The 25184-nt window shown below is 66.7% G+C and carries 21 protein-coding genes; 10 read left to right on the top strand and 11 right to left on the bottom strand.

All coding sequences use genetic code 11. From position 1 onward, the window contains the following. Positions 1 to 45 precede the first annotated feature (45 nt). Positions 46 to 573 carry a bactofilin family protein gene (locus tag BMW87_RS11765; protein WP_093055006.1) on the top strand — a complete coding sequence of 176 codons (528 nt, stop codon included), beginning with the start codon at positions 46 to 48 and terminating at the stop codon, positions 571 to 573. Positions 574 to 579: 6 nt separating this feature from the next. On the opposite strand, the gene BMW87_RS11760 is transcribed toward BMW87_RS11765, so the two are convergent. After that, on the bottom strand, positions 580 to 1350 hold the full coding sequence (locus BMW87_RS11760) for a DUF72 domain-containing protein (protein WP_093076426.1): 771 nt from the start codon (positions 1348 to 1350) through the stop codon (positions 580 to 582). 91 nt (positions 1351 to 1441) lie between these two features. Between BMW87_RS11760 and BMW87_RS11755 the strand changes: the two genes are divergently transcribed. Together BMW87_RS11755 and BMW87_RS11750 are read left to right on the top strand one after the other, a co-directional pair. Further along, positions 1442 to 2953: a M20 family metallopeptidase gene (locus BMW87_RS11755; protein WP_093076424.1), complete on the top strand. Its 1512-nt coding sequence runs from the start codon at positions 1442 to 1444 to the stop codon at positions 2951 to 2953. Continuing rightward, complete coding sequence (locus tag BMW87_RS11750; protein WP_093076423.1) at positions 2950 to 3807, top strand: alpha/beta hydrolase; 858 nt, start codon at positions 2950 to 2952, stop codon at positions 3805 to 3807. Before BMW87_RS11755 ends, BMW87_RS11750 begins: the two co-directional genes overlap by 4 nt. On the opposite strand, the gene BMW87_RS11745 is transcribed toward BMW87_RS11750, so the two are convergent. The 6 genes from BMW87_RS11745 to BMW87_RS11720 all read right to left on the bottom strand — a co-directional run bounded on the left by BMW87_RS11745 (position 3779) and on the right by BMW87_RS11720 (position 11868). Further along, positions 3779 to 4960, bottom strand: coding sequence for an MFS transporter (locus tag BMW87_RS11745; protein ID WP_093076421.1), 1182 nt, complete (start codon positions 4958 to 4960; stop codon positions 3779 to 3781). The genes BMW87_RS11750 and BMW87_RS11745 overlap by 29 nt on opposite strands. Continuing rightward, a complete protein-coding gene (locus BMW87_RS11740; protein WP_093076420.1) occupies positions 4957 to 7869 on the bottom strand; it encodes a DUF4132 domain-containing protein in 2913 nt (970 codons plus the stop codon). Before BMW87_RS11740 ends, BMW87_RS11745 begins: the two co-directional genes overlap by 4 nt. Positions 7870 to 7974: 105 nt before the next feature. Beyond that, positions 7975 to 8427, bottom strand: coding sequence for a YidB family protein (locus BMW87_RS11735; protein ID WP_218132223.1), 453 nt, complete (start codon positions 8425 to 8427; stop codon positions 7975 to 7977). A gap of 101 nt (positions 8428 to 8528) precedes the next feature. Continuing rightward, positions 8529 to 9887, bottom strand: coding sequence for a M20/M25/M40 family metallo-hydrolase (locus BMW87_RS11730; RefSeq protein ID WP_093076418.1), 1359 nt, complete (start codon positions 9885 to 9887; stop codon positions 8529 to 8531). Between the two features lie 94 nt (positions 9888 to 9981). Next, complete coding sequence (locus tag BMW87_RS11725) at positions 9982 to 10701, bottom strand: 16S rRNA (uracil(1498)-N(3))-methyltransferase (RefSeq protein WP_093076417.1); 720 nt, start codon at positions 10699 to 10701, stop codon at positions 9982 to 9984. A gap of 69 nt (positions 10702 to 10770) precedes the next feature. Then, entirely contained in the window at positions 10771 to 11868 is a 1098-nt protein-coding gene (locus BMW87_RS11720) for an aminoglycoside phosphotransferase family protein (RefSeq protein ID WP_093055022.1), read from the bottom strand. A 235-nt stretch (positions 11869 to 12103) separates the two neighbouring features. Here BMW87_RS11720 and BMW87_RS11715 point away from each other — a divergent pair, with 235 nt between their 5' ends. Genes BMW87_RS11715 through rsmA form a run of 3 tightly spaced genes read left to right on the top strand, consistent with a single transcriptional unit; the run spans position 12104 to position 16826 of the window. Continuing rightward, on the top strand, positions 12104 to 14620 hold the full coding sequence (locus BMW87_RS11715; protein ID WP_093055024.1) for an LPS-assembly protein LptD: 2517 nt from the start codon (positions 12104 to 12106) through the stop codon (positions 14618 to 14620). Between the two features lie 21 nt (positions 14621 to 14641). Beyond that, entirely contained in the window at positions 14642 to 16048 is a 1407-nt protein-coding gene (locus BMW87_RS11710; RefSeq protein ID WP_093055026.1) for a peptidylprolyl isomerase, read from the top strand. 4 nt (positions 16049 to 16052) lie between these two features. Beyond that, positions 16053 to 16826 carry a 16S rRNA (adenine(1518)-N(6)/adenine(1519)-N(6))-dimethyltransferase RsmA gene (gene rsmA, locus BMW87_RS11705; RefSeq protein ID WP_093076415.1) on the top strand — a complete coding sequence of 258 codons (774 nt, stop codon included), beginning with the start codon at positions 16053 to 16055 and terminating at the stop codon, positions 16824 to 16826. A 60-nt stretch (positions 16827 to 16886) separates the two neighbouring features. Here the strand turns inward: rsmA and BMW87_RS35465 are convergent, their stop codons facing one another. From BMW87_RS35465 to BMW87_RS11690, 4 genes are all read right to left on the bottom strand, one after another. Beyond that, positions 16887 to 17030: a hypothetical protein gene (locus tag BMW87_RS35465; protein ID WP_176928788.1), complete on the bottom strand. Its 144-nt coding sequence runs from the start codon at positions 17028 to 17030 to the stop codon at positions 16887 to 16889. A 77-nt stretch (positions 17031 to 17107) separates the two neighbouring features. Next, the gene (locus BMW87_RS11700) at positions 17108 to 17533 is read right to left on the bottom strand and encodes a barstar family protein (protein ID WP_086011111.1); all 426 of its coding nucleotides are present in this window, start codon (positions 17531 to 17533) and stop codon (positions 17108 to 17110) included. Positions 17534 to 17583: 50 nt separating this feature from the next. Beyond that, complete coding sequence (locus tag BMW87_RS11695; RefSeq protein WP_093055030.1) at positions 17584 to 17997, bottom strand: guanyl-specific ribonuclease; 414 nt, start codon at positions 17995 to 17997, stop codon at positions 17584 to 17586. Between the two features lie 180 nt (positions 17998 to 18177). Further along, on the bottom strand, positions 18178 to 20526 hold the full coding sequence (locus BMW87_RS11690; RefSeq protein WP_093055032.1) for an NADP-dependent malic enzyme: 2349 nt from the start codon (positions 20524 to 20526) through the stop codon (positions 18178 to 18180). A 177-nt stretch (positions 20527 to 20703) separates the two neighbouring features. Between BMW87_RS11690 and BMW87_RS11685 the strand changes: the two genes are divergently transcribed. From BMW87_RS11685 to BMW87_RS11670, 4 genes are all read left to right on the top strand, one after another. Continuing rightward, complete coding sequence (locus tag BMW87_RS11685; RefSeq protein ID WP_093055034.1) at positions 20704 to 21753, top strand: SPFH domain-containing protein; 1050 nt, start codon at positions 20704 to 20706, stop codon at positions 21751 to 21753. Positions 21754 to 21856: 103 nt separating this feature from the next. After that, positions 21857 to 23353, top strand: a complete 1497-nt coding sequence (locus tag BMW87_RS11680) for a DUF4178 domain-containing protein (RefSeq protein WP_093076413.1) — start codon at positions 21857 to 21859, stop codon at positions 23351 to 23353. Positions 23354 to 23410: 57 nt separating this feature from the next. Beyond that, positions 23411 to 23629 carry a DUF350 domain-containing protein gene (locus tag BMW87_RS11675; protein ID WP_019653703.1) on the top strand — a complete coding sequence of 73 codons (219 nt, stop codon included), beginning with the start codon at positions 23411 to 23413 and terminating at the stop codon, positions 23627 to 23629. Beyond that, positions 23626 to 25182 carry a polyamine aminopropyltransferase gene (locus BMW87_RS11670; protein ID WP_177192760.1) on the top strand — a complete coding sequence of 519 codons (1557 nt, stop codon included), beginning with the start codon at positions 23626 to 23628 and terminating at the stop codon, positions 25180 to 25182. The genes BMW87_RS11675 and BMW87_RS11670 overlap by 4 nt, the downstream gene beginning before the upstream one ends. The last annotated feature ends 2 nt before the right edge of the window (positions 25183 to 25184 follow it).

Below are 25184 nucleotides of genomic sequence, written 5' to 3'. Positions count from 1 at the left end.
CATGAGTGCGTTCTTACGATAGTCCCTTTCTTGAGGAGCTCCCCTTTGGCTACACAGTCCCCCTTCTTCGGCAAGCGTGATCGTGACACCGACTCGTTGACATCCCGCCCCGCGCCGCTCGTCGGTTCGGGCACCAATCTCTCCGGAACCCCCGTCAATCCCTCGTCGCTGACCGCACAGCAAGGCGGACTGAACGCCGCTGCTGCTACAGCATCTGCCGCCGCCAAGGAAGGCGGCAGCAAGCTCACCGTCGGCCCGAACATCAAGCTCAAGGGCGTGGAGATCACCGACTGCGACACGCTCGTGGTCGAAGGCCTCGTCGAGGCCACCATGGACTCGCGCCTGATGCAGATCGCCGAACAGGGCGAGTTCAAGGGCTCGGCCGAAATCGACATCGCCGAAATCCGCGGCGTGTTCGACGGCAGCCTCACGGTGCGCGAAAAGCTCGTGATCCACTCGACCGGCAAGGTCACCGGCAAGATCCGCTACGGCAAGATCGTGATCGAGGAAGGCGGCCAGCTTTCCGGCGAAATCAGCTTCGGCGCCAAGCCGTCCCTGCACTCCGCAGCCTGAAGCCCGTCAAGCTTTCGGCGGGGTCCACCCAAAGCGCTCCAGCAAGGCACCGGCCGCGGCCGGTGCCTTTTCTTTGGCGCCATTGATGAAGTAGACAAACACGTCGCGCTTCTTCGGCGACACGGCCCAGCCCTGCGCGCGCTCGGCCCAGGTGTCCAGCGCCTTCGGCGCGTAGCCGGTCTTGAGCTTTGCGTCGGCCATCATGAGCCGCGCATAGGCGAAATCGCCTTCGGGCTCCTCGAAGGACGGAAACTTGTCGGCGTCGGTGAACACCGTCGACACCTTGTGCTTCTTCGCGAGTGCCTTGTAGGCGGGCACCATGAAGCTCTCATGCCGCACGTCCATCACGTGCCGCAGCGCGCGGCTGCCCTCCTTCTTCGGCAGCAGCGCGAGAAAAGCCTCGAAGTCTTCCGCATCGAACTGCTTGGTCGGCATGAACTGCCACACGATCGGCCCGAGCTTGTCGCCGAGCTCGGCCACGCCGCTGTCGATGAAGCGCTTGATCGAATCGCCCGCGCCCGACAGCAGCTTGCGGTTGGTCGCGAAGCGCGAGGCCTTGAGCGAGAACATGAAGTCGGCCGGCGTGTCGTCGTGCCACTTCCTGAAGGTCTCGGGCTTGAAGGTGCTGTAGTAGGTGCCGTTGATCTCGATGGCGCTGACCTTGCGGCTCGCGTAGTTCAACTCCTTCGCGTGCGCGAGCCCCTTGGGATAGAAGTTGTCGCGCCAGGGTTCGTAGGTCCAGCCGCCTATGCCCACCTTGATGTTTGCCTTGCTCACATGGCCCTCCGGGTTGAGATCGCCCGCACTCTACGCGCGGTCGCCTCAAGGCGCAAAATGCGCCTTTTCGTCACCCGCGGAGAACCCACCGATGAACGCCCCCCTGCACCGCGAAATGCCCGCCGGCACGCTCGACGCCGAGCGCGCCCTGTCCGACGTCACCGCCCAATGGGACGGCGACATCCTCAAGCAACTCACCAACTACATCGGCATCCCGGCCAAGTCGCCCGGCTTCGACAAGGACTGGTCGGCCAACGGCTACCTCGAGACCGTGCTGCGCAACGCCGCCGCCTGGGTCGAGGCACAGAAGGTCGAGGGCCTGAAGCTGGAGATCGTGCGCCTCGAAGGCCGCACGCCGGTGCTGTTCTTCGAAGTGCCGGCCACCGGCACCGACATGGGCGAGACCGTGCTGATGTACGGCCACCTCGACAAGCAACCCGAATTCACCGGCTGGCGCAACGACCTCGGCCCGTGGACGCCCAAGTACGAGAACGGCCTGCTCTACGGCCGCGGCGGTGCCGATGACGGCTACGCGGTGTACGCCAGCATCGCCGCGCTGCAGGCGCTCAAGAGCCAGGGCGCAGCGCACCCGCGCATCGTCGGCCTGATCGAGACCTGCGAGGAAAGCGGCTCCTACGACCTGCTGCCCTACGTCGACGCGCTGCGTCCGCGCCTGGGCAATGTCGAACTGGTGATCTGCCTCGACTCCGGCGCCGGCAATTACGACCAGCTGTGGCTCACCACCTCGCTGCGCGGCATGGCCAGCGGCACGCTCAAAGTGGAAGTGCTGACCGAAGGCATCCACTCCGGCGACGCATCGGGCCTCGTGCCCTCGAGCTTCCGCATCATGCGGCAGGTGCTCGATCGCCTCGAAGACAGCGCCACCGGCCGCCTGCTGCCCGCGAGCTTCCACTGCGAAGTGCCGGCCGACCGGCTCGCGCAGGCCAGGGCCACCGCCGCGATCCTCGGCGAAGAGGTCTACAAGCGCTTTCCGTGGGCGCACTACGACTGCGGCGGCTCGACCATGTTCGCGCTGCCGACCACCACCGATCCGGTCGAGGCCCTGCTCAACCGCACCTGGAAGCCCACGCTGTCGGTGACCGGCGCCGAAGGCTTTCCGGCACTGAAGGATGCGGGCAACGTGCTGCGCCCGTACACCGCCTTCAAGCTGTCGCTGCGCCTGCCCCCGCTGATCGATGCGGCCGAGGCGGTGCAGAACCTCAAGACGCTGCTCGAAGACAACGCGCCCTACCAGGCCCGCGTGACCTTCGAGAGCAACGGCGGCGCCACGGGCTGGAACGCACCCACCATCGCGCCGTGGTTCGAGGACGCGCTCAACAAGGCCTCGCAGGCGCACTTCGGCGCATCGTGCGGCTACATCGGCCAGGGCGGCACCATTCCGCTGATGAACATGCTCAGCGCCGGTTTCCCGAAGGCGCAGATGATGGTCTGCGGCGTGCTCGGCCCGAAGAGCAACGCGCACGGCCCCAATGAGTTCCTGCACGTGCCCTACGCCAAGAAGCTCACCGCGGCCGTGGCCGAAGTGATCGCAGCATTGCCAGCAGCGCATCGCGCGGCCACATCGGAGCCGGTGGCCGCTTGAGCGAGGCGCTGCCTTTGCCGCAGCGCGTTTCGCTGTCGACCCCGGACGGCGAGACGCTCGCCCTGCGCCGGCTGCCGGCGCCCGGCCCGGCGCGCGCCGTGATCGTGGTGGTCCATGGGCTCGGCGAGCATGCGGGCCGCTATCACGCACTCGCGGAATGCCTGCACGAATGGAACTTCGCCGTGTGGGCGCACGACCACTTCGGGCACGGCGAATCGACCGGTGCGCGCGGCGGCCTGCCGAGCGAACTGCGGCTGGTCGACGACCTCGCGCTGGTCATCGACGATGCACGCCGCGAGAACCCCGGCCTGCCGCTGGTGCTGCTGGGGCACAGCCTCGGCGGACTGGTCGCCGCGAGCCTGGTGGCGCGTGGCGTGCGGCAGGTCGATGGGCTGGTGCTTTCCTCGCCAGGGCTCGATCCGGGCCTGAGCGGTTTCCAGAAGGCGCTGCTCGCGGTGCTGCCGCGCATTGCGCCGAACCTGCGCGTGGGCAACGGCCTCGACGACAACTACCTCTCGCATGACCCGGCGGTGGTGCAGGCCTACCGCGACGATCCGCTCACGCACGACCGCATCGGCAGCCGCCTTGCGCGCTTTCTCGCGTACGAAGGCGAGACGGTGCAGCAGCGGGCTGCGAACTGGCCCGTGCCGACGCTGCTTCTCTACGCGGGCGACGATCGCCTCGTGGTGCCCGCTGCCAGCCGCGCATTCGCTGCGGCGACGGCATCAAGCGGCATGGTCGAGGCGCACTGCTTCGACACGCTGTACCACGAGATCTTCAACGAACTCGAAGCCGACGCGGTCTTCGCGGCCCTGCAAAGCTGGCTCAACCGGCGCTTTCCGCCGCTGGCCTGACGGCGCGCACGCGCGCCAGCCAGATCAGCGCCGCGCCAGTCAGCACCACCGGCACCAGCGAACCGAAGTTCAGCAGCCGCCAGCCCTGCGTGGTCACCAGCACGCCCGAGGCGAACGAGGTCAGCGCCAGCGTGGCGAACACGCAGAAGTTGAGCGCACCCTGCGCGCGGTCGCGCTCCTCGGCGGTATAGGCCGTGAGCGAGAGTGTCGTGCTACCGGTGAACAGGAAATTCCAGCCCACGCCCAGCAGGAACAGCGCGACGATGAAGTGATGCAGCTCCACGCCCGAGAGCGCGATGGCGATGCAGCCGAGGTTGAGCACCAGCCCCACGCCCATCACTGGCAGCGCCCCGAAGCGGCGGATCAGGTGCCCGGTGAAGAAGCCCGGCGCGAACATGCCGATCACGTGCCATTCGAGCACCAGCGCGGCATCGGAAAACGGCAGGCTGCAGATCTGCATCGCGATGGGCGTCGCGGCCATCAGCAGGTTCATCACGCCGTAGCCAAGCGCGCCCGCGGCGGCGGCCACGATGAACACCGGCTGCCGCATGATCTCGGCCAGCGGGCGCCCGCCTGCGGCCTCCTTGCGCGTGGGCGCGGCCGGGAATTCGATGAAGTGCATCACTGCCATCGACAGCAGCGCCACCAGGGCCAGCGCAACGTAGGCGCCGGCGAACGGCACCGCAAAGGCTTCGCGCGTGGCGGTGGCGAGGTTCGGCCCGGCGACAGCGCCGATCAGCCCGCCCGCCATCACCATCGACACCGCCTTCTCGCGCCAGGCCGGCGCCGCCAGCTCGGCAGCGGCGAAGCGGTAGAGCCCCGCGTTGGCGTTGTAGTAGCCCGCGATCACCGTGGCGAAGCACAGCAGCCAGAAGTTCTTCGTGACCGCCGCGAAGCAGCACAGCAGCGACGATGCCACCGCCACCGCCAGCCCGATCTGGAACGAGCCGCGCCGGCCGAAGCGCTGCTGCGTGCGCGCCACCAGCCCGGTGCTGAGCGCGCCGCCCACCACGTAGCTCATCACCGGCAGCGTCGCCATCCAGCCGTGCGGCGCGATGGCCAGCCCAACCAGTCCGTTGATGGCGATGAAGGTCACGTTGTTCGTCAGGAGCAGGCCCTGGCAGATGGCGAGCAGCCAGAGGTTGCGGTTCATGGCGCCGTCTCCCGGATCGCGCGCTGCAGGTCGCGCTCGATTTCGCTGAAGACGATCGGCGGCAGCTCGCCCAGCGTGCCTTCGGTGCCATCGAGTGCCACCGCGCGCACGGTCTGCAGCTCCTTGCCGTCGGGGCTGTCCTGCACGAACCAGCCTTCCTCCAGCTGCAGGCAGATGCGGCGCCCGCCGCGCACGGCCTTGTTGAAGCTGTTGACCATGCCGCCGTCGCCCACCTCGCGCTGCCAGCCGCGCGTTTCCAGGCCCATGAGGGCGGCGTTCGACACGGCGCGGCCGCTCCAGTGCGGGAGTTCGCGGCGGGTGCGCAGCGCCTCGTCGAGCACGAAGGCCGGGCGCATCAGCTGCTCGAAGGGCTGCACGATTTCGTAGTCGGCCAGCACGGCGGCCCATGCGGTCGCCAGCGACGGGTCGAGTGCCGTGATTTCCAGCGGATGCGGCAGGCCGATGCGCGCGGACTCGGGCAGCTTCACCGCGTCGTCCTGCAGGTTGGCCAGTTCGCCTTCGGCGCTGACGCGGAAGGTGCCTTCGAGCTTGTCCGATGCGTCGAACAAGCCCCAGACCAGCGGCCGGCTGAAGACCCGCAGCACGGGGTGGTTGGCGAAGAAGGGCATGAACTCGTCGGGGCCCCATCGGCGCTGCGTGCACATCGCGGCTTCCAGTCGCTTGATCTGCGTGGTGGCGACGGTCTTTGCCAGCTTGCGCAGCTCCTTCAGCTGCGTGGTCGAGGCGGCGGCCTTGCCGGCGTCGTCGTTCGCGCCCGGCTTGGGCAGCGTCTTGAGGGCCTTGCCCCTGGCGTCGTGCACCACGGGCTGGAAGTTGTCGTCCATGCGCACCTCGAAGCTGCGCGGGCCGAAGTCGAGCGTCAGGCGCGCGCGGGTGTCGAGGCCGAGGTCAGGCACGGTGCGGTCGGCCAGCTGGTCGAGGCTGAGGCCGCGCTGCTCGGCCACTTCGCCGAGCATGCGGTCGGCGCGGGTGCGCAGGTCGTCGTGGCGGGTCTGGCGCGCGAGTTCGGCCAGGTGCATCAGGGCGGCGTCGCTGCCGATCTCGCCGAGCATCACCATCGCGTCGTAGGCCCGCACGCGGTCGAGCGCGGCGCGCCACTGGCGCAGCAGGCCGTAGAGCTGGCGTGCGGTTTCGCCGTCGCCGAGGCGGCCCTGCAAAGCGAACATCCAGCGCTCCTTGGCTGGGCGGCCATTGCCGATCCACCAGGCCAGCAGCGCGCGGCCGAAGCGCGCGAGGGAATCGGGCGTGAGCGCGTCCAGCAGCGGAGCGAGCCCCGGATAGGGTGCGTCGGGCTTGCCGAGCATCATCGCCATCAGCACGTCGGGCACCACGTCTTGCGGCAGCGCTAGGCCGCCTTGCTTGAGGAGCAGGCGGGGCAGCGTCGCCAGCGGCAGGGTCTTCGGCACCGCGGGCAGGCTGTCGGGCAGCAACTCTTCGGGGGCGATGGCCAGCAGCTGCGCCACCGCGTCGGCGGCTTCGGCGCCATAGGCGAGCGCCTGCCGGCGTACCGCGTCAGCGTGGCCGGCATCGTGCAGCCAGCGCAGCGCGGCTTGCGCCGCCTCGTGCGCAGGGCCGGGTTCGCCCAGCGCGATGGGAACGAGGCCGCGCGCGGCCGCATCCGGGTAGCGCGCAAGCCACTCGCCCGCTTCGCGCCGGACCCAGCGGTTGGTGTGGAAGCCCTTGGCGATCCAGCCGGCGAGCGGGTCCCATTCGATGACCGATGCCAGCTCGAACATCGCGCGCGAGCCCTGCTTGAGGAAGCGCGGCAGTCCCGGCAGCGCGGCCGCGCCGAATGCATGGAGGATGGGGCGCATGCGCGAGACATCGCCCATGTAGAGCTCTGGCGCGGGCCCAAGCGTGAACACTGCGATGGCCAGCGGCTCGGGCAGGTGCCAGATGTATTCGGCGACGCTCCAGTGGGTGGCCGGAGGTTCGCCGAAGTCTTCCGGCCCGATCTCGCGGCCGTTTGCCGCGACAGCCTCGATGAACTCGGGGCGCAGGCCCAGCATCCACAGGGCCTTGTGCACCTTGCCGCCCTCGCGGATCTCCGCGGGTGCGTTGGGCTGGTTGCGCGCGAATTCGTCCATCCACTGGTCGGCGCGTTCGCGCGAGACGCGGAGCTCGCGGGTCAGCCAGTCGGACGATTCGCCCGTGGCCTGCAAGTACTGCGGCGGCGGCAGATTGCTCCAGTGCAGCAGCGCCGTCGGCGGCAGTGGCTGCAGCGCCAGCGTCGGGATGACGGGCAGCGCCTGCCGGTTCTTCCAGGGCGGGCGCCGCAGCAGCGCGGGCCAGGCGTCGGGGGTGGCATCGGTCACGCCGGCGGAGCTGTCTTCCTGCAGGCGCGCGAGCGTCTTGCGCTGGCTGTCGTCGCAGGAGGCCTCCAGCGGTTGCTGCCACTCGGGGTTCGCGGCCAGCAACTCCAGGATCAACGCGGCGCCGGCCTGGTGTCGCGCCGGGTTCGCCGACAGCAGCTCGCGCAGCACGAACAGCGGCCAGCGGCCAGCCTGCTTGACGAGGGCGTTCTTGCAGTCGATCTGCTTGACCTGGGCCACGAAGAAACGCACCACGGCCGCGTCGTGGATGGCCAGCAGGTCGGTGACGGCTTCCTTGTGCGGGGACGGCTCGAAGAACAGCTCGGCTGCCGCGGCGCCGTGCATGTCGAGCATGCGCAGCCGTGCGGCGCGCGGCGGATAGAAGCTGGAACGGTGGCGGCGAAAGAAGTCGAGGCTGTCGGCCAGGCTGCGTTCGTCCAACAGCGAGCCGCCGCACTGGCCGCAGGGCCGGTCGTTGAACTGTGCGAGCGCTTCGCGCATGCCCTTGGACCACCGCACGGTGCCATCGGGCTGCGCGTCCAGACCTTCTTCTTTCGACTTGCGACTGCCCGCCATGCCATTGCTCTCCATTGATGCCAGCGGGATTGTCGGCCAACACGCACGGACCAAAAAAAAGCGCCCTCGCGGGCGCCGGAATCCTGGAGAACGCAGTCCGTCAGTTCAGGACTGCTTGCCTTGCAGCAGACCGCTGAGCGAACCCAGCAGGTCGTCGTGGTTGCCCAGCCCCTGGTCGGGGACCTTGCCGTGCGGCGTGAGCTGGTCGATGAGCGCCGGCAGCATGGTGGCGAGCATCGGCAGCAGCGTTTGCGCATTGATGCCGAGCTTGGACGCGATGCTGGCGATGGTGTCGCTGCCCAGCGCGTTCTGCAGCTGGTCGCCCGAGACCGGCTGGTTTTCTCCCTTGCCGATCCACGAGCCGATGACGTCGCCCATGCCGGCCTGCTCGAACTTCGAGACCAGACCGCCCAGGCCGCCCTGCCCGCCGTTGTTGGCGAGCAGGCCGCCCAGCGCGCCGGCCAGGCCTCCCAGATCGCCCAATCCGCCGCCTTGCGGTTGCTGCTGTTGCGCAGCGCCTCCGAGCACTTGACCGAGTACCGAATCGAGCAATCCCATGGCTGTTTCCTTGGTGTGTGACAGAACCGTCTGCATTGTTAAATGCCGCGGACCGTAAGCAGAAAGTGGCACGTCCACTTTCGAACTGGCAACGTGACAAATTACTTGGTACGCGCTGTCCGTTTGGGGAGCAATGCGGGGCTGATCCCCTGCACGCCCACCAGGCCCAGCACGGTAACCAGCGAATTCTGCGCGCCTTTCCATGCATCTGTCACGTCAATGGACTCGCTCAACGAATGGAATCCGGAGGCCTTGCCGCCACCGCCGACGATGATCGCGGGAATGCCCAGCGCGATCGGCACGTTGGCGTCGGTGCTGCCGCCGCGCAGCAGCGTCTTGTTGCCGAAGGCGGCGTTCGAGCGGATCGCGGCCTCGACGATCACCGAATCGGGCGGCGTGCGGCCGCCGGGGCGGTCGCCGATGAGCTTGGTGCTAACGCTCAGCGTGCTCACGTTCCAGCGCTTGTTTTCCTCGACCACTGCTTCGTCGATGGCGGCCAGAATCTTCTTCTCCGTTTCGAGAAGCGAGGCCATGTCGTCGGAGCGGATGTCGATGGCCATGCGCGCATCTGGCGCGATGGTGTTGACCGAAGTGCCGCCGCCGACCGTGCCGACAGTGAACGTTGTCTTCGGGAAACTCGGCGTGCGGATATCGGCGATCTTCGCGATGGCGCGGCCCATGCCGTGGATGGCGCTGGGCACCTGGCCGAACGCGCCGAAGCTGTGGCCGCCCGGGCCCTGGAACGTGACTTCGTAGCGGTGGCTCGCGGTGCCGAGCACCAGCACCGCGCCCGGCGACGACGGCTCCAGTCCCACCATGCCGTCGATATCGAGGTTGTCGCGAAAGATGGCCTTCATGCCGCGCAGGTTGCCGAGTTCTTCCTCGCCGACGTTGGCGACGATCATCAGGTCGCCCACGGTCTGGATCTTGTTTTCGTTCAGCACCTTGAGCCACGACAGAAGCACCGACAGGCCGCGCGTGTCGTCCGCGATGCCGGGCGCGTGCAGCCGGCCGTCGTGCTCCTTCACCTTCACGTCGGTGCCGGCGGGGAACACGGTGTCGAGGTGGGCCGAGATCAGCAGCTTCGGGCCGCCGCCGATGCCCTTGCGCAGGCCGACCACGTTGCCTTCGGCGTCGATCTTCGCGTGCGTCAGTCCCAGCGCCTTCATGCGCGCGAGAAACGCCTCGGCGCGCTTGTGCTCCTTGAAGGGCGGCGCCTCGATCTCGGTCAGCATCTTCAGGTCTTCGACCGAGTGTTCATGGTCGGCCTTGACCGCGTCGAGCAGCTTCTGGATGGCGGGCGAGGCCATCAGCTGGGTGTAGGCCTTGTCGACCTCGGGGCTGACTTGCGTGGGCGTGGGGGCGACGGCCTGGCTCTGGGCGAGCGCGCCCTGTGTGGCGCACAGCAGCGCGGCAAGAACGAGAGGTGCAAGGCGCAGAACGCTTGGCAGGCGGGACATCGGCAAAAGTCCTTCTTTTGTCTTAATGAAGTAACGATTGTTTCCCAAGCTTTCCGCGTGCGCGTCGCGGAAAACACCCACCTCGCGGCCCTGCCTAGAGTACGGCCAGGGACACCAGCGCGGCCAGCGCCGCCGTTTCAGCGCGCAACACGCGCGCGCCGAGGGTGATGGGAGCGAAGCCGCGGGCGATGGCCTGCTGTTCTTCGGTGCTGCTCAGGCCGCCTTCGGGGCCGCTCAATACAGTCACGCCTTGGTCGTTCGGGGCTTGAAGTGTGTCGGCGAGGCTGCGTGTGCCCTCGGCAAGGCTCAGCACAAGGCGCACGGCCGAGGCTTCATTGGTTTCGAGCCAGCCCGTGAAGGACTGCACCGGATGTATCACCGGCACGCGGTTGCGCCCGCACTGCTCGCAGGCCGCGACCGCGATCGCCTCCCAGTGCGCCCGCTTCTTCTCGGCGCGCTCGCCCGACAGGCGCAGCACTCCGTGGGCAGTGGCCAGCGGCTGGATGCTCGCAACGCCGAGCTCGGTGGCTTTCTCGACCAGCCAGTCCATGCGCTCGTTGGCCGGCATGCCGACCGCAAGGTGCACGGCGCGAGGCGCTTCGCGCTCCACCGGCAGGTGGGCGCCGACGGCCACAGCGACGTCGCTGCGGCCCATGCGCTCGACCGTGGCTGCATATTCGCCGCCCGCGCCGTCGAACAGCGTGATCGCATCGCCGGGCTGCATCCGCAGCACCTGCACGTGGCGCGCAGCGCCGGGCGGCAACGCCAGGCTGACGCCGGCGCTCAGCGGCACGGAACAGTGAAAACGCGGCATGCTATGAAATCGATAGCTGCGAGCGACCGTTGTACGGCCGTCACAGGGTGGTGTTTTTTCAGGTTTCCTTCAGACACGGCCGTAGGCGAAGCCCGTGATGGCCGAAGTGCCCTCGATTTCGTCGATCACGCGCAGCAGCGGCGTCAGTTCCATGTAGCGGCTGGCGGTGGCGCGGATGTAGGCAATGAAGCGCGGCGTGTCAGCCAGGTACTTGGGCTTGCCGTCGCGCAGCGTGAGGCGCGCGAAGATGCCGGCCACCTTCAGGTGGCGCTGCAGGCCCATCCACTCGACCGCGCGGTAGAAGGCGCCGAAGTCTTCGTCGACAGGCAGGCCGGCCTTGCGCGCAGCCGTCCAGTAGCGGATGGTGATGTCGAGCACGAACTCCTCGTCCCAGCTCAGGAAGGCGTCGCGCATCAGGCTGGCGATGTCGTAGGTGACGGGGCCGTACACGGCGTCCTGGAAGTCGAGTACGCCGAGCGCTGCTCCGTTGCCGATCATCAGGTTGCGCGGCATGAAGTCGCGGTGCACGTAGACGGCGGGCGAAGCGAGGTTGCTGTCGACGATCAGCTTGAAGCTGCGCTCGAGCCGCTCCTTCAGCTTGCCTTCGACGGCGATGCCGCGGTGGCGGCCGATGTACCACTCGGGGAACAGCGACAGTTCGCGCTCGAGCAGTGCCCGGTCGTAGGGCGGCAGCACGCCGGGTTTGGAGGCCAGTTGCCAGCGGATCAGCGCGTCGATGGCCTGGTCGTAGAGCGGGCGGCTCGCGTCGGGCTTCGCCGGATCGATCACGTCCAGCATGGTCTGGCGGCCCAGGTCGTCGAGCAGGAGAAAGCCGTTCGGCTTGTCCCATTCGAGCACCGTGGGGGCGAGCACGCCGGCGCCGGCCATCAGCTGCGCCACCTGGACGAAGGGGGCGCTGTTCTCCTTGTCCGGCGGCGCGTCCATCACGATGCGCGTGGGGGCGGCGGGGTCGGCGGTGTCGAGGCGGAAGTAGCGGCGGAAGCTCGCGTCGACCGAGGCGAGCCGCACGGTGTCGGGCAACAACCGGTGGGCAGGCGCGATGGCGGCCAGCCAGCCCCGGAACACTTCGGCCCGCTGCGGATCAGTCCAGAGGATGGTCTCGGCGGGGCTTGGGGCTAATGAGGCCGGAGGCGGGGATGCTGTCATGGATAATCGATTCTACAAATCCGCCTGGCGCGGCAATCCCCCTTGGCCGGCTTCCGGCCGATGCGGGTTGCTGCCGGCCCCTGCAACCCGCCGGCCTGCCGCGCCGTCCCCCGACGATCTTTCGTTCCGAACCGATGCCTACGACCCAAAGCCCTCACGCTTGGCACCTTGTGCGCTCGCTGCCCTTCCCGGGCGAGTCGACCGCTTTCCTCGGAACGGCTGGGCGGGAGGCCTGATGAACCGACGTCGTGTCGCCCCGCGGCGCTCGCGCCCGCCGCTACCGCTGGCTGTTTTGTCGCTGGCCCTGATGCACGCACATGGCGCCTCCGCGCAGACGGCCGGCAACTTCGACGCCCCGCTCACGCTGAAACGCACGCCGCTGCTGACCGAAACCCTGACGCCCGCGGACCGCGGCCAGATGCCCAGCATCGTCACCGGCGACCGCATCTCCGGCCGGCCCGACCTGGAAACCGTGGTCGAGGGCAACGCCACGCTGCGGCGCGGCGCCGTGTCCATCACCGCCGACCGGCTCGAGTACTACCAGCCCGACGACCGCGCCAAGGCCACGGGCAACGTGCGCGTCAACCAGGCCGGCAACGTGTACGAAGGCCCCGAGCTGCAGCTCAAGCTGGAGACCTTCGAGGGCTTCTTCAACAACGTGCGCTACCAGTTCCTCGTGAACGAAGCGCACGGCGAGGCCAAGCGCATCGACTTCGTCGACGCCAACGTGTCGATCGCCCGCGAAGCTACCTACACCACTTGCCGCCGCGAAGACTTCCCGGGCTGGATGCCGGCCTGGTTGCTGACCGCGACCACGATGACCACGGACACCGAGGAAAACGAGGGCGTGGCCAAGAATGCGCGGCTGAGCTTCATGGGCATCACCACGCCGCCCATTCCTAGCGTGAGCTTCCCGCTGTCGAACGAGCGCAAGAGCGGCCTGCTGCCGCCCACCATCGGCATCGACAACACCAACGGCATCGAGATCGCGCAGCCGTACTACTGGAACATCGCGCCCAACCGCGACGCCACGATCACTCCGACGATCATGAGCAAGCGCGGCATCAATTTCAGCAACGAGTTCCGCTACCTCGAGAAGGGGTACAACGGAACGATCCGCTTCGACCTGATGGGCAGCGACCGCCTGATGGGCCAGCGTTACCCCGATCTCGGCAGCACCAAGCGCTGGGGCGTGTGGGGCACGCATCACCAGGACTTCGATGCCAAGGCGCTGGGCCTCGACTCGCTGTCGGCCAACATCAGCATCAACCGGGTCAGCGACAACGACTACTGGCGCGACTTCACGCGCACGCCGTCGCTCGCGCAGCGCCAGCTGCCCAACGATGCATCGCTCAACTGGAGCAAGGGCGACTGGAGCGGCATCGTCCGCACGCTGAAGTACCAGAACCTGCAGTACGACTTGTCGCCGATCGTGCCGGCGTACGACAAGATGCCGCAGATCACGGCCAACTACAACAAGTACGACTGGCACGGCTTCGACGTTTCGCTGAACCTGGACTACACGCACTTCCGCGTGAACACGATCCTGCCGTCGCAGCTCGGCTACGACGCCACCCAGCAATCGCAGCCCGACGGCGACCGTGCCATGGCCGTCGCCTCGATCAGCCGCCCGTTCATCACGCCGAGCTCGTTCGTCATCCCCAAGCTGATGCTGAACGCGGCCTCGTACAACTACTACCTGCCGCAGTCGTCCATTCCGACGGTCACGGTCAACGGTACCCAGTACGTCAACGGCCAGGTCTACAACCCGAGCTCGCTGTACTTCTTCCCGACCTCCAGCAACCGGGCGGTGCCGACCTTCAGCCTCGACAGCGGCCTGACTTTCGAGCGCGACGCCAACTACTTCGGACGCGCCTTCCGCCAGACGCTGGAGCCGCGTGCCTACTACGTCTACACGCCGTATCGCAACCAGAGCATGCTGCCGAACTACGATTCGGCGGCCAACGACTTCAGCTTCGCGACCATCTACACCGAGAACGCGTTCTCGGGCGGCGACCGCGTCTCGGACACCAATGCCCTCACGCTCGGCGTGACCTCGCGCCTGATCGATCCGGCCACCGGCGTCGAGGCCGCGCGCTTCGGCATCGCGCAGCGGCTGCGCTTCAGCGACCAGAAGGTCACGCTGCCCGGCGGCACGCCGGTGACCGACCGCGCGAGCGACCTGCTCGTGGGCGCCCAGATCAACTGGACGCCCAAGTGGAGCCTGGACACCCTCGTGCAGTACAACCCCGACACGCGCAAGTCGGAGCGCTCGGCCATCAGCGCGCGCTACAACCCCGAGCCGTATCACAACCTGAGCGCGGCCTTCCGCTACCAGGCGCCCAGCACCCCGACCGCGACCGACGGCAGCAAGTCGATCGACGTGGGCTGGCAATGGCCCATCAACGACCTGTGGGGCGACAAGGGCAAGAACCTCGGCCCCGGCAAGGGCCAGGGCGGCGGACGCTGGTATGCGGTCGGCCGGCTCAACTACAGCCTGCAGGACAAGAAACTCACGGACGGCGTGCTCGGCTTCGAGTACGACGGCTGCTGCTGGATCGGGCGCGTGGTGCTGCAGCGCATCACCACGGGCCAGGTGACGGCGAACACCCGCATCATGTTCCAGCTCGAATTCGTCGGCTTCTCCAGCATCGGCTCCAGCCCCATGCAGGCCCTGCGGCAGAACATCCAGCGCTACGAACCCCTGCGCCAACCGGGCGAAGCGCCGAGCCGCTTCACCAATTACGACTGAGACGACTGACTGAGCGACGCCATGAAATACATCCGTTCCATCATCACCCTGGGCTGCCTCGCGGCAGTGGCTGCAACGTCGGGTGCGCAGGGCTTCCGCTCCGGCACCGGCATCACGGACATCATGCGCGCCGGGCCGCGCCTGGGCCCGCCGGCCGCGCGGCCGTCGACGGCGCCTGCCGCGGCGCCCGTGCAGCGCTCGGCTGAATTCATCGTCGCGCTGGTCAACTCGGAGCCCATCACCAACACCGACGTGCAGACGCGCGTGTCGCGGCTGATCAAGGAGAACCCGGACGCAGAGCGCGTTCCCCGCGGTGAGCTCACCCGGCTCGTGCTGGAGCGGCTGATCACGGAGCGTGCCCAGCTTCAGCTCGCGAAGGAAAACGGCATCAAGGTCGACGACGTAGCCATCGACCAGGCCGAGCAGACCGTGGCGCGTCAGAACGAGATCAGCCTGGTCGAGCTGCGCCGCCGCGTGGCCGCCGAAGGCATCGCGCAGCAGGACTTCCGCAACGACCTGCGCGACCAGCTGCTGCTCACGCGCCTGCGTGACCGCGAGGTCGAGTCGAAGGTCAAGATCAGCGACGCCGAGGCCGACGAATACCTGCGCGACCAGCGCAATCAATCCGTCAAGAACGCGGCGCTGGAAAACCTCAACCTCGCGCAGGTGCTGGTGGCCGTTCCCGAGAACGCCACCGACGCCCAGGTGGCCGCGGCACAGAAGAAGGCACAGGACCTCGCCCAGCGCGCCCGCGCCGGCGAAGATTTCGCCAAGCTGGTGCGCGAGAACTCCGATTCGCCCGACCGCGCCAACGGCGGCGCCATCGGCATGCGCAGCGCCGACCGCTATCCGTCGCTGTTCGTCGAGGCCACGCAATCGACCGCGGTGAACGGCATTGCCGGGCCCGTGCGCTCCAGCGCCGGCTTCCACGTGCTCAAGGTCATCGCCAAGGCCCAGATCGGGTCGGGCGACGCCACGGTCACGCAGACCCAAGTGCGCCACATCCTGCTGCTCAACGACCCCAAGCGCACCACGGCGCAGGCGGTTGCGCAACTGGCCGAATTCAAGCGCCGCGTGCAGGCCGGCACTGCCGACTTCGCCGGCCTTGCCCGCGACAACTCGCAGGACGGCAGCGCCAAGGACGGCGGCGACCTCGGCTGGTCGCGCCCGGGCCAGTTCGTGCCCGAATTCGAGGAAGCCATGGACCGGCTTGCGCCGGGCCAGATCAGCGACCCCGTGGTGTCGCGCTTCGGCGTGCACCTGATCCAGGTGGTCGGCCGCCGCGATTCCAAGCTCAGCCAGTCGGAGCAGCGCGAAGCTGCGCGCACCGCGCTGCGCGAACAGCGCGTAGAGGAGGCCTTCACCACCTGGGTGCAGGAAGTGCGCGCACGCGCCTACGTCGAATACCGCGACCCACCGCAATCCTGATTCGATGGCACACATCGCCAGGAAGCGGTTCGGGCAGCACTTTCTGTCCGACGGGGGGATCATCGATGCGATCGTGCGCGAGATCGCGCCGCAGCCTGGCGACGCCATGGTCGAAATCGGGCCGGGGCTCGCGGCGCTGACGCAGCCGCTGGTCGAGCGGCTGGGCCGCCTCACCGTGATCGAGCTCGACCGCGACCTCGCCAAGCGCCTGCGCGAGCATGCGCAGCTCGACGTGATCGAGTCCGATGTGCTGAAGGTCGACTTCGCGGAACTGGCCGCCAGGTTCCCGGCCAAGCCGCTGCGCGTGGTGGGCAACCTGCCCTACAACATCTCCACGCCTATCCTGTTTCACCTGCTGGGTAGTGCCCATCTGGTCGCCGACCAGCACTTCATGCTGCAGAAAGAAGTGATCGACCGCATGGTGGCCAGGCCCGCCACCTCGGACTACAGCCGCCTGAGCGTGATGCTGCAGTGGCGCTACGAGATGCAGAACGTGCTGTTCGTGCCGCCCGAGAGCTTCGACCCGCCGCCGCGCGTGGACAGTGCCGTGGTGCGGATGGTGCCGCTGGCGACGCCGCCGGCGGTCGATGCGGCCCGTCTGGGGGAGATCGTGCAGGTCGCCTTCAGCCAGCGCCGCAAGCTGCTGCGGCACACGCTGGGCAAATGGCTGCAGGAGCACGGCTTTGCCGGTGAATTCGATGTCCAGCGGCGGGCCGAAGAAGTGCCCGTCGACGAATACGTCGCTCTGGCCCAGGCCATCATCCCGCGAAACCCATGAAAAAAAGCCCGTCTGCGACGGGCTTTTTAACGGAGGCTGCAAACGCCTAAGCCTGCTTGCTTATGCGGCGGCGAGCCAATAACCCGCATTGAAGGGGCTGCTCATGCGCAGCGCCAGGGGCGACACGTCGACCAGTTTGTCGGTCGGCATTTTTTCGCCGGCCGGTTCGGTGGAGGCGGCCGCTGCGGTTGCGGTGGTGTTCACTTCGATGCCATCGAGGGTTTCAGCGTTCGGCTGAGCCTCGTTCGCCCGTTCTGCTTGGCTGGTAGATGCAGAACGGGCTACAGAAAAGAATAGAAGCACCGGAACGGGACCTTGCGGTCGCCCCAGTAGTCCGAGGCGTCGCGGAAGATGTCGAGCAGCTGCTCGCGCGCTTCCTTGTCGAACTTGGCGTTGGCCGGGATCTGCTCCAGCACGATGACGAAACCTGGCTGCGGGCCCGATTTATGCAACGGGTCGGTCATGCAGTCGTACAGCGCGTCGAAGTTCTTCCCGAAGTGGGCCGGGAACGTGAACTGCTGCGCGATCAGGTCGAGCACGTCCTGCTTGGTCTGGGCGTTGCCCAGGTTGGCGTACAGGAAGTGCTGGCCGGCCGCGTTGGCCGCGTCCTGCAGGTCGTTCACGCGGAACGCGCGGATCGATTGCACGATGTTCGGGCGTACGGCACGAAGGGATAAGGTCATCTCCGCTGGTCTTTCCATAGTCATCATCATTTCTTCGGGGCGCTTCGGGGCGCCGCTCAGGTCGTTTTCATCGCTCATGGCGCAATCCGTCTGAAACTCGCATAGTGGTCTGCGGTGTACCAACAGGCCTCGGGCGTCGTGCGTTGTTCACCGCCGCAGACGATTCGTTGTGCACCACGGTTGCGCGAACCGGGCGTCGTAACCGTGTACTCGCGGTAGTGGCCGCGGCGTGCGGGTGGCAAAAGACGCTCGCGATTGCCGAACACCGTGCCGTCCTTGTCATACCGGAAGGGACCGCCACTCAGGATGGCCTGGTAGGTTCGTTGGCCCTGTGCCGGCAATTCGGACAGAGCGATCGTTTCCTCGGTGGACGTTTTTCCGGCGCCGAACCATCCGCGGGCCTCGGCCCCCGTCGTCAACGCCACCAGCATCAGACTGGTGAGCGCAAACTTTGTGACAGAGGACGTGATCGAGGCGTAAGCCGCCATGGGGCACCACAAGAAAAGAGCGGGGGGTTCGAATCGGCGATCAACGTCGGGTTAACCCGCAAATTCAAGCCCGCGAGTGTGCACCACGCTGGCGAAAATAGCAAGCGACTGCTCAAAGTTTGAGCAGTCGCGAGGGGATCGAGTGGCGCTTTAAGTTGGCGGCCACTCTCGCCAAATGGCTTATCTCTCGGCGTTTGCGTCAGCCACTGTCAAGGCTGTCATGTTCACGATGCGCCGAACAGTCGCACTTGCCGTGAGAATGTGCACAGGTTTGGCCGCGCCAAGCAGAACCGGGCCGATCGCGATATTGCCGCCTGCCGCTGTCTTGAGCAGGTTGTAGGAAATATTGGCCGCGTCGATGTTCGGGAAAACCAACAGGTTGGCGTCACCCGCCAGCGCGCTGTGCGGCATGACCACCGCGCGCTGCTTACTGTCCAGTGCCACGTCGCCGTGCATTTCGCCGTCCACTTCCAGCCAGGGCGCCTGCACGCGCAGCAGGTCGAGCGTCTTGCGCATCTTGATGGCGCTGGGCTCGTTGCTGGTGCCGAAGTTGGAATGCGACAGCAGCGCCGCCTTCGGCTTCAGGCCGAAGCGCATCATTTCCTCGGCCGCCATGGTCGTGATTTCGGCCAGTTCCTCGGGCGAGGGGTCGTAGTTGACGTGCGTGTCGACCAGGAACACCTGGCGGTCGGGCAGCAGCAGGCCGTTCATGCAGGCGTACACCGGCACGTCCTGCGGCGTGCTCTCGCAGCCGCCGGGGCGCTTGCCGATCACCTGGTCGATGTAGTGCAGGTGGATCAGCGTGGTGCCCCAGGTGCCGCAGATCATGCCGTCCACCTCGTCCTTGTGCAGCAGCATCGCGCCGATCAGCGTGAGGCGGCGGCGCATCTCGATCTTGGCGACCTGGGCGGTGATGCCCTTGCGCTCGGTCATGCGGTGGTAGGTCTGCCAGAAGTCGCGGTAGCGGCGGTCCTGCTCGACGTTGACGATGTCGTAGTCGAGCTCTTCCTTCAGCCGCAGGCCGAACTTCTCGATGCGCTGGGCGATGATGGCCGGGCGGCCGATCAGCGTCGGGCGGGCAAGGCCTTCGTCGACCACGATCTGGGCGGCGCGCAGCACGCGTTCTTCCTCGCCTTCGCAGTACGCCACGCGCTTCTTCGCCGCGCGACGGGCGGTTTCGAAGATCGGCTTCATCGTGGTGCCCGAGGCATAGACGAAGCTTTGCAGCTTGTCGCGGTAGGCGTCCATGTCCTTGATCGGACGGGTCGCAACGCCGCTTTCCTCTGCCGCCTTGGCCACGGCCGGCGCGATCTTCATCATCAGGCGCGGGTCGAAGGGCTTCGGAATCAGGTATTCGGGGCCGAATGACAGCTTTTCACCGACGTAGGCAGCAGCAACGCGCTCGCTCTGCTCGGCCTGCGCCAGATCGGCAATTGCGTGCACCGCTGCGATTTCCATCTCGTCGGTGATCGTGGTCGCGCCCGAATCGAGCGCGCCGCGGAAGATGTACGGGAAACACAGGACGTTGTTGACCTGGTTCGGGTAGTCGGTGCGGCCGGTAGCCATGATCACGTCGTCGCGCACCGCATGGGCGTCTTCGGGCGAGATCTCGGGGTTCGGGTTGGCCAGCGCGAAGATCACCGGGCGCTTGGCCATCTTGGCCACCATTGCCGGCTTCAGCACGCCGCCGGCCGACAGGCCCAGGAACACGTCGGCGCCCTCGATGACCTCGGCGAGCGTGCGCGCGTCGGTCTTCTGCATGTATTGGCGCTTGTCGTCGTCCATCAGTTCGGTGCGGCCTTCGTAGACCACGCCGGCCAGATCGGTCACGAACACGTTCTCGCGCTTCAGGCCGACCTTGAGCAGCAGGTTCAGGCAGGCCAGCGCCGCGGCACCGGCGCCCGAGGCCACCAGCTTGACTTCGGTGATGTCCTTGCCCGCCACCTTCAGGCCGTTGACCATGGCCGCCGCCACAGTGATGGCAGTGCCGTGCTGGTCGTCGTGGAACACCGGGATCTTCATGCGCTTGCGCAGCTCGCGCTCGACATAGAAGCAGTCGGGGGCCTTGATGTCTTCCAGATTGATGGCGCCGAAGGTCGGCTCCAGCGACGCGATGATGTCGACCAGCTTGGCCGGGTCTTTCTCGTCGATTTCGATGTCGAACACGTCGACGCCGGCAAATTTCTTGAAGAGAACGCCCTTGCCTTCCATCACCGGCTTGGACGCCAGCGGGCCGATGTCGCCCAGTCCCAGCACCGCGGTGCCGTTGCTGATGACGGCCACGAGGTTGCCGCGCGAGGTGTACTTGAAGGCGTTGGCCGGATCCTTGACGATTTCCTCGCAGGGCGCGGCCACGCCGGGCGAGTAGGCCAGCGACAGGTCGCGCTGGTTGACCATCTGCTTGGTCGCCGCGATGGCGATCTTGCCGGGAACGGGAAACTCGTGGTACTCGAGGGCGGCACGTCGCAACTCGGCGCGTTTGTCTTCGGGCGTGGGAGTCGATGAGGTCGAGGGGGTCGAATCTGACATGTGCCGTAGCTCCTGGTGGCGCTTCTTCTGGGGGCGCCGATTGTAGACCTCGGTTCGTAAAGCCATACACCGCATGGCCGGTGCCAACCATGACCAAAAGCACGGGTGCGCTGTCAAGTCGCTGTGGCAATATGCACAGTTCGGATAAAACCTGAAAAAACCTGAAGAGGAGCAACCATGGCCCTGATGGATTTCATCAAGAAACAGTTCATCGACATCATCCAGTGGACCGAGACCGGCGATGGCACGCTGGCCTGGCGCTTCCCGATGGCGGAGATGGAAATCCAGAACGGCGCCTCGCTCACCGTTCGCGAGTCGCAGGTTGCCGTCTTCGTCAATGAAGGCAAGGTGGCCGACGTGTTCGGCCCCGGCATGTACAAGCTCACGACGCAGACGCTGCCCGTGCTCACGTACCTGAAGAACTGGGACAAGCTCTTCGAGTCCCCCTTCAAGAGCGACGTCTATTTCTTCAGCACCCGCCAGCAGGTCGACCAGAAGTGGGGCACGCCCCAGCCGATCACCATCCGCGACAAGGACTTCGGTGCCGTGCGCCTGCGCGCCTTCGGCAACTACTCCTTCCGCATCGGTGACGCCAAGGCCTTCCACACCGAAATCTCCGGCACGCGCGACATCTATTCCGTGGCCGACCTCGACGGCCAGCTGCGCGGCTTGGTGCTGCAGAACATCAGCAACGCCATCGCCTCCAGCGGCGTGCCCTTCCTCGACCTTGCGGCCAACCAGATCCAGTTCGCGCAGGCGCTTGCCGCGCAGCTCGTGCCCGAGTTCGAGAAGATCGGCATCAAGCTCGAGAACATCACGGTCCAGAACGTCTCGCTGCCCGAAGAGCTGCAGAAGATCCTCGACCAGAAGATCGGCATGGGCATGGTCGGCAACGACATGGGCAAGTTCATGCAGTACCAGACGGCGCAGGCCATCCCCAAATTCGCCGAGGGCGCTGCCAACGGCGGCGGCATTGCCGGCGACGCGATGGGCCTGGGCGCTGGCGTGGCGCTCGGCCAGGTGCTCGCGCAGAACCTCGCGCAGGGCCTGAGCCCCAATGCGGCCGCGCAGGCCGCGGCAACGCAGCAGCAACCCGCCGTGGCCGTGGTGAGCCCCACCGACGTGATGACCACGCTCGAGAAGCTCGGCGAACTCAAGACCAAGGGCATCCTCACCCAGGAAGAGTTCGACGCCAAGAAGGTCGAACTACTCAAGAAGCTCGTCTGACCCGGCGCTATGTTCCCGATAGCGCCTGACGCCCGTTCGACGGGCGTCGGAAGCCTCATTGGCTTGAAAAACTCGTGGCCGTCCACGCCATGGCTGATGCGCCATGGCTGAGGAAACCGGCAACCAACGCTACTACCGCGCGCCCTGCCCCGGCTGCGGCGCGCCGGTCGAATTCCGCTCGGCGCAATCGACGCACGCGGTCTGCCCCTACTGCCAGAGCACTGTCGTGCGCCAGGGCGACACGCTCGCGCGCACCGGCAAGATGGCCGAGCTGTTCGACGACTTCAGCCCGCTGCAGCTGTTTGCCGCCGGCCGCATCCAGGACAAGCCCTTCACGCTGATCGGCCGGCTGCAGTACACCTACCCCGGCGGCCGCTGGACCGAATGGATCGCCGCGCTCGACGGCGACCGCACCGCGATCCTCAGCGAGGACAACGGCGCCTACGTCTTTGCGTTGCCCTTCGACCTGCAGCGCGCCGCGCCGCCATGGAACGAACTGCGCGTGAGCGCGACCACCGCCTTCGCCGGCCAGAGCTACACCGTCACCTCGAACGAGCAGGTGGCGCTGACTTCCGCACAAGGCGAACTGCCGCACCTGCCCGAGCTCGGCCGCCCCTTCGCGATGGTCGAGTTGCGCAGCGACAAGGGGCTGGTGCTCAGCATCGATTACGGCACCGCGACGCCCAGCGCCTACCTCGGCCGCTCGGTGCAGCTCGAAGACCTGCAGCTCACCGGCCTGCGCGAGGAATCCGCCAAGGACGAGAAGGGTCGCAGCTTCAACTGCCCCAACTGCGGCTCGCCCGTCACCGTCAACCTGGCCGACAGCAAGAGCATCACCTGCCGTTCGTGCAGCAGCATCATCGACCTGTCGCAGGGCATCGGCGGCGAGCTCAGGCACGCCACGCAGGATGAGCCCGTGCGCCCGCTCATCGCGCTTGGCAGCATGGGCCAGCTGCAGGGTGCGCAATGGCAGGTGGTCGGCTTCCAGCACCGCATGGGCAGCGAGCCCGGCGACGACGAGCAGTTCGGCTGGGACGAATACCTGCTCTACAACAAGAAGCGCGGCTTCAGCTTCCTGGTCGATGCGGAAGACGGCTGGAGCATGGTCAAGCCGACGACCGGCGCGCCGGTGATGGCCGAGAACGGCAGCACGGCCACCTACCTCAGCAAGCGCTACCAGCAGCAGTACGCCTACAACGCCGAAACGACCTACGTGGCGGGCGAGTTCTACTGGCAGGTCGAGCGCGGGCAGAAAACCTTCAACCGAGACTTCGCCAACGGCGGCGCACTGCTGTCGATGGAGCGCTCGGCCAACGAGCTGACGTGGTCGTCGGGCAGCAAGATCGACAGCGGCGCGGTGGCCACCGCCTTCAAGCTCGACACCAAGAAGGACATGTTCAAGCGCGCCGACGCGCTGCCCGTGAGCGCGGCCTCCGGGCTGGGCTGCGGCACCATCATCCTCATCATCGTCGTGATCATCATCATGCTGATCATCCTGAGCACCTGCTCGTCCCGCTGCGATCCCCGCGTCGAGAATTGTTCGTCGCGCAGCTCGGGCGGCTCGTATGGCGGCTATTCGAGTGGCGGCGGCCACAAATGACGGCGAAGATGCACGCGATGTCTGACTCTCACCTCACTACTACGACTGGAGGTCCCCATGGGATTTGAATGGCTGAAACCGGGCGTGGTCCTCGGATCGCTCGTGTACGCGCTGATCGGCGTCGTGATCTTCTGGCTCTGCTTTTTGATCATCGACAAGATCACGCCCTATGACCTGTGGGGCGAGATCGTCGAGAAGCAGAACGTGGCGCTGGGGCTGGTGGTTGCCGCGATGAGCCTGGGCATCAGCATCATCGTCGCCGCAGCAATCCATTGAACGACGCGGCCCTGCCCGTGCGCACCCCGGATGCGCGGGGGCCGCAACCCATAGAGATCGCGCTGCTCGCCAGCGTGTTCGTGGTCGCTGCCTGCGGCCTGGTCTACGAACTGAGCGCGGCCGCGCTCAGCTCCTACCTGCTCGGCGACTCGGTGCTGCAGTTCAGCACCATCATCGGCACCTATCTGTTTGCCATGGGCGTGGGCTCCTGGCTCTCGCGCTATTTCGACCGGCAACTGCCGGCGCATTTCCTTCGCATCGAGTTGATGGTGGCGCTGATCGGCGGCGCGCTGCCGGCGATCCTGTTTCTTGCCAACGCCTACGTGCCGAGCGCCTTCCGGCTGCTGCTGTACGGCCTGGTGATGGTCGTCGGCACGCTGGTGGGGCTCGAGATTCCGCTGGTGATGCGCATCCTGAAGCGCAACATCGTGCTCAAGAACCTGGTGTCGCAGGTTCTCACCTTCGACTACCTCGGCGCGCTGGCCGTGTCGGTGGCGTTTCCGCTCATCCTCGTGCCGCAGCTCGGAATGATCCGCACCGGCCTGCTGTTCGGCTTCATGAACGCGGCCGTGGCGGTGTGGGCGCTGTGGTTGTTCCGTCATGAGTTGCGCCGCGTCGGCGCGCATGCGCTGGCCTGCTTTCTCGCACTGGCCGCGCTGGTGGCGGCCTTCGTCTGGGCCGACCACATCACCACGCTGGCAGAAGACAAGTTCTACCAGGACCGTATCGTCTTCAGCGCCACCTCGCCCTACCAGCGCATCGTGGTCACGCGCGGGCTGCTCGGGCACCGCCTGTTCCTCAACGGCAACCTGCAGTTTGCAGAGCGCGACGAGTACCGCTATCACGAAGCGCTGGTGCACCCGGTGATGGCCGCGCAAGGCGCGCCGAAGAAGGTCGCGGTGCTAGGCGGTGGCGACGGCATGGCGGTGCGCGAGATCCTGAAGTACCCCTCGGTCGAGTCGGTCACGCTCGTGGAACTCGATCCGAACATGACGAAACTCTTCACCGATCACGAGACGCTGGCTGCGCTCAACGGCCACTCGCTTTCGTCGCCCAAGGTGAAGATCGTCAACACCGACGCCTTCCAGTGGCTGCAGCAGCCCGGCGACATGTTCGACGTGATCGTGGTCGACTTTCCGGATCCGACCAACTTCGCCATCGGCAAGCTCTACACCAACAGCTTCTATGCGCTGCTCGAAAAGCGCCTGTCGGCCAGTGGTTATGCGGTGATCCAGACGACTTCGCCGCTGGTCGCGCGCAAGAGCTACTGGACAGTGGCGACCACCATCGAATCGGTAGGCCTTCGTGCCACGCCGTACCACGCGCACGTGCCGAGCTTCGGCGAATGGGGCTACATCATCGCGAGCCGCCGGCCGTATCGCATGCCCGATGCCTTGCCTGCCGGCCTGCGCTTCCTGTCGCCTTCCACGCTGCCGCTGATGTTCGACTTTCCGCTCGACATGGCGCGCGTGCCGGCCGAAGTGAACCGGCTGTCGAATCAAATCTTGGTCACCACTTACGAGCAGGAGTGGGGCAAGGTGATGGCGCACTAGCC

Origin of the sequence: Variovorax sp. OV084, assembly GCF_900111625.1 — a bacterium.
Classification (GTDB): Bacteria; Pseudomonadota; Gammaproteobacteria; order Burkholderiales; family Burkholderiaceae_C; genus Variovorax.
Note: the sequence above shows the minus strand (reverse complement) of the source record. Positions and strands in the feature narration are given on the sequence as shown.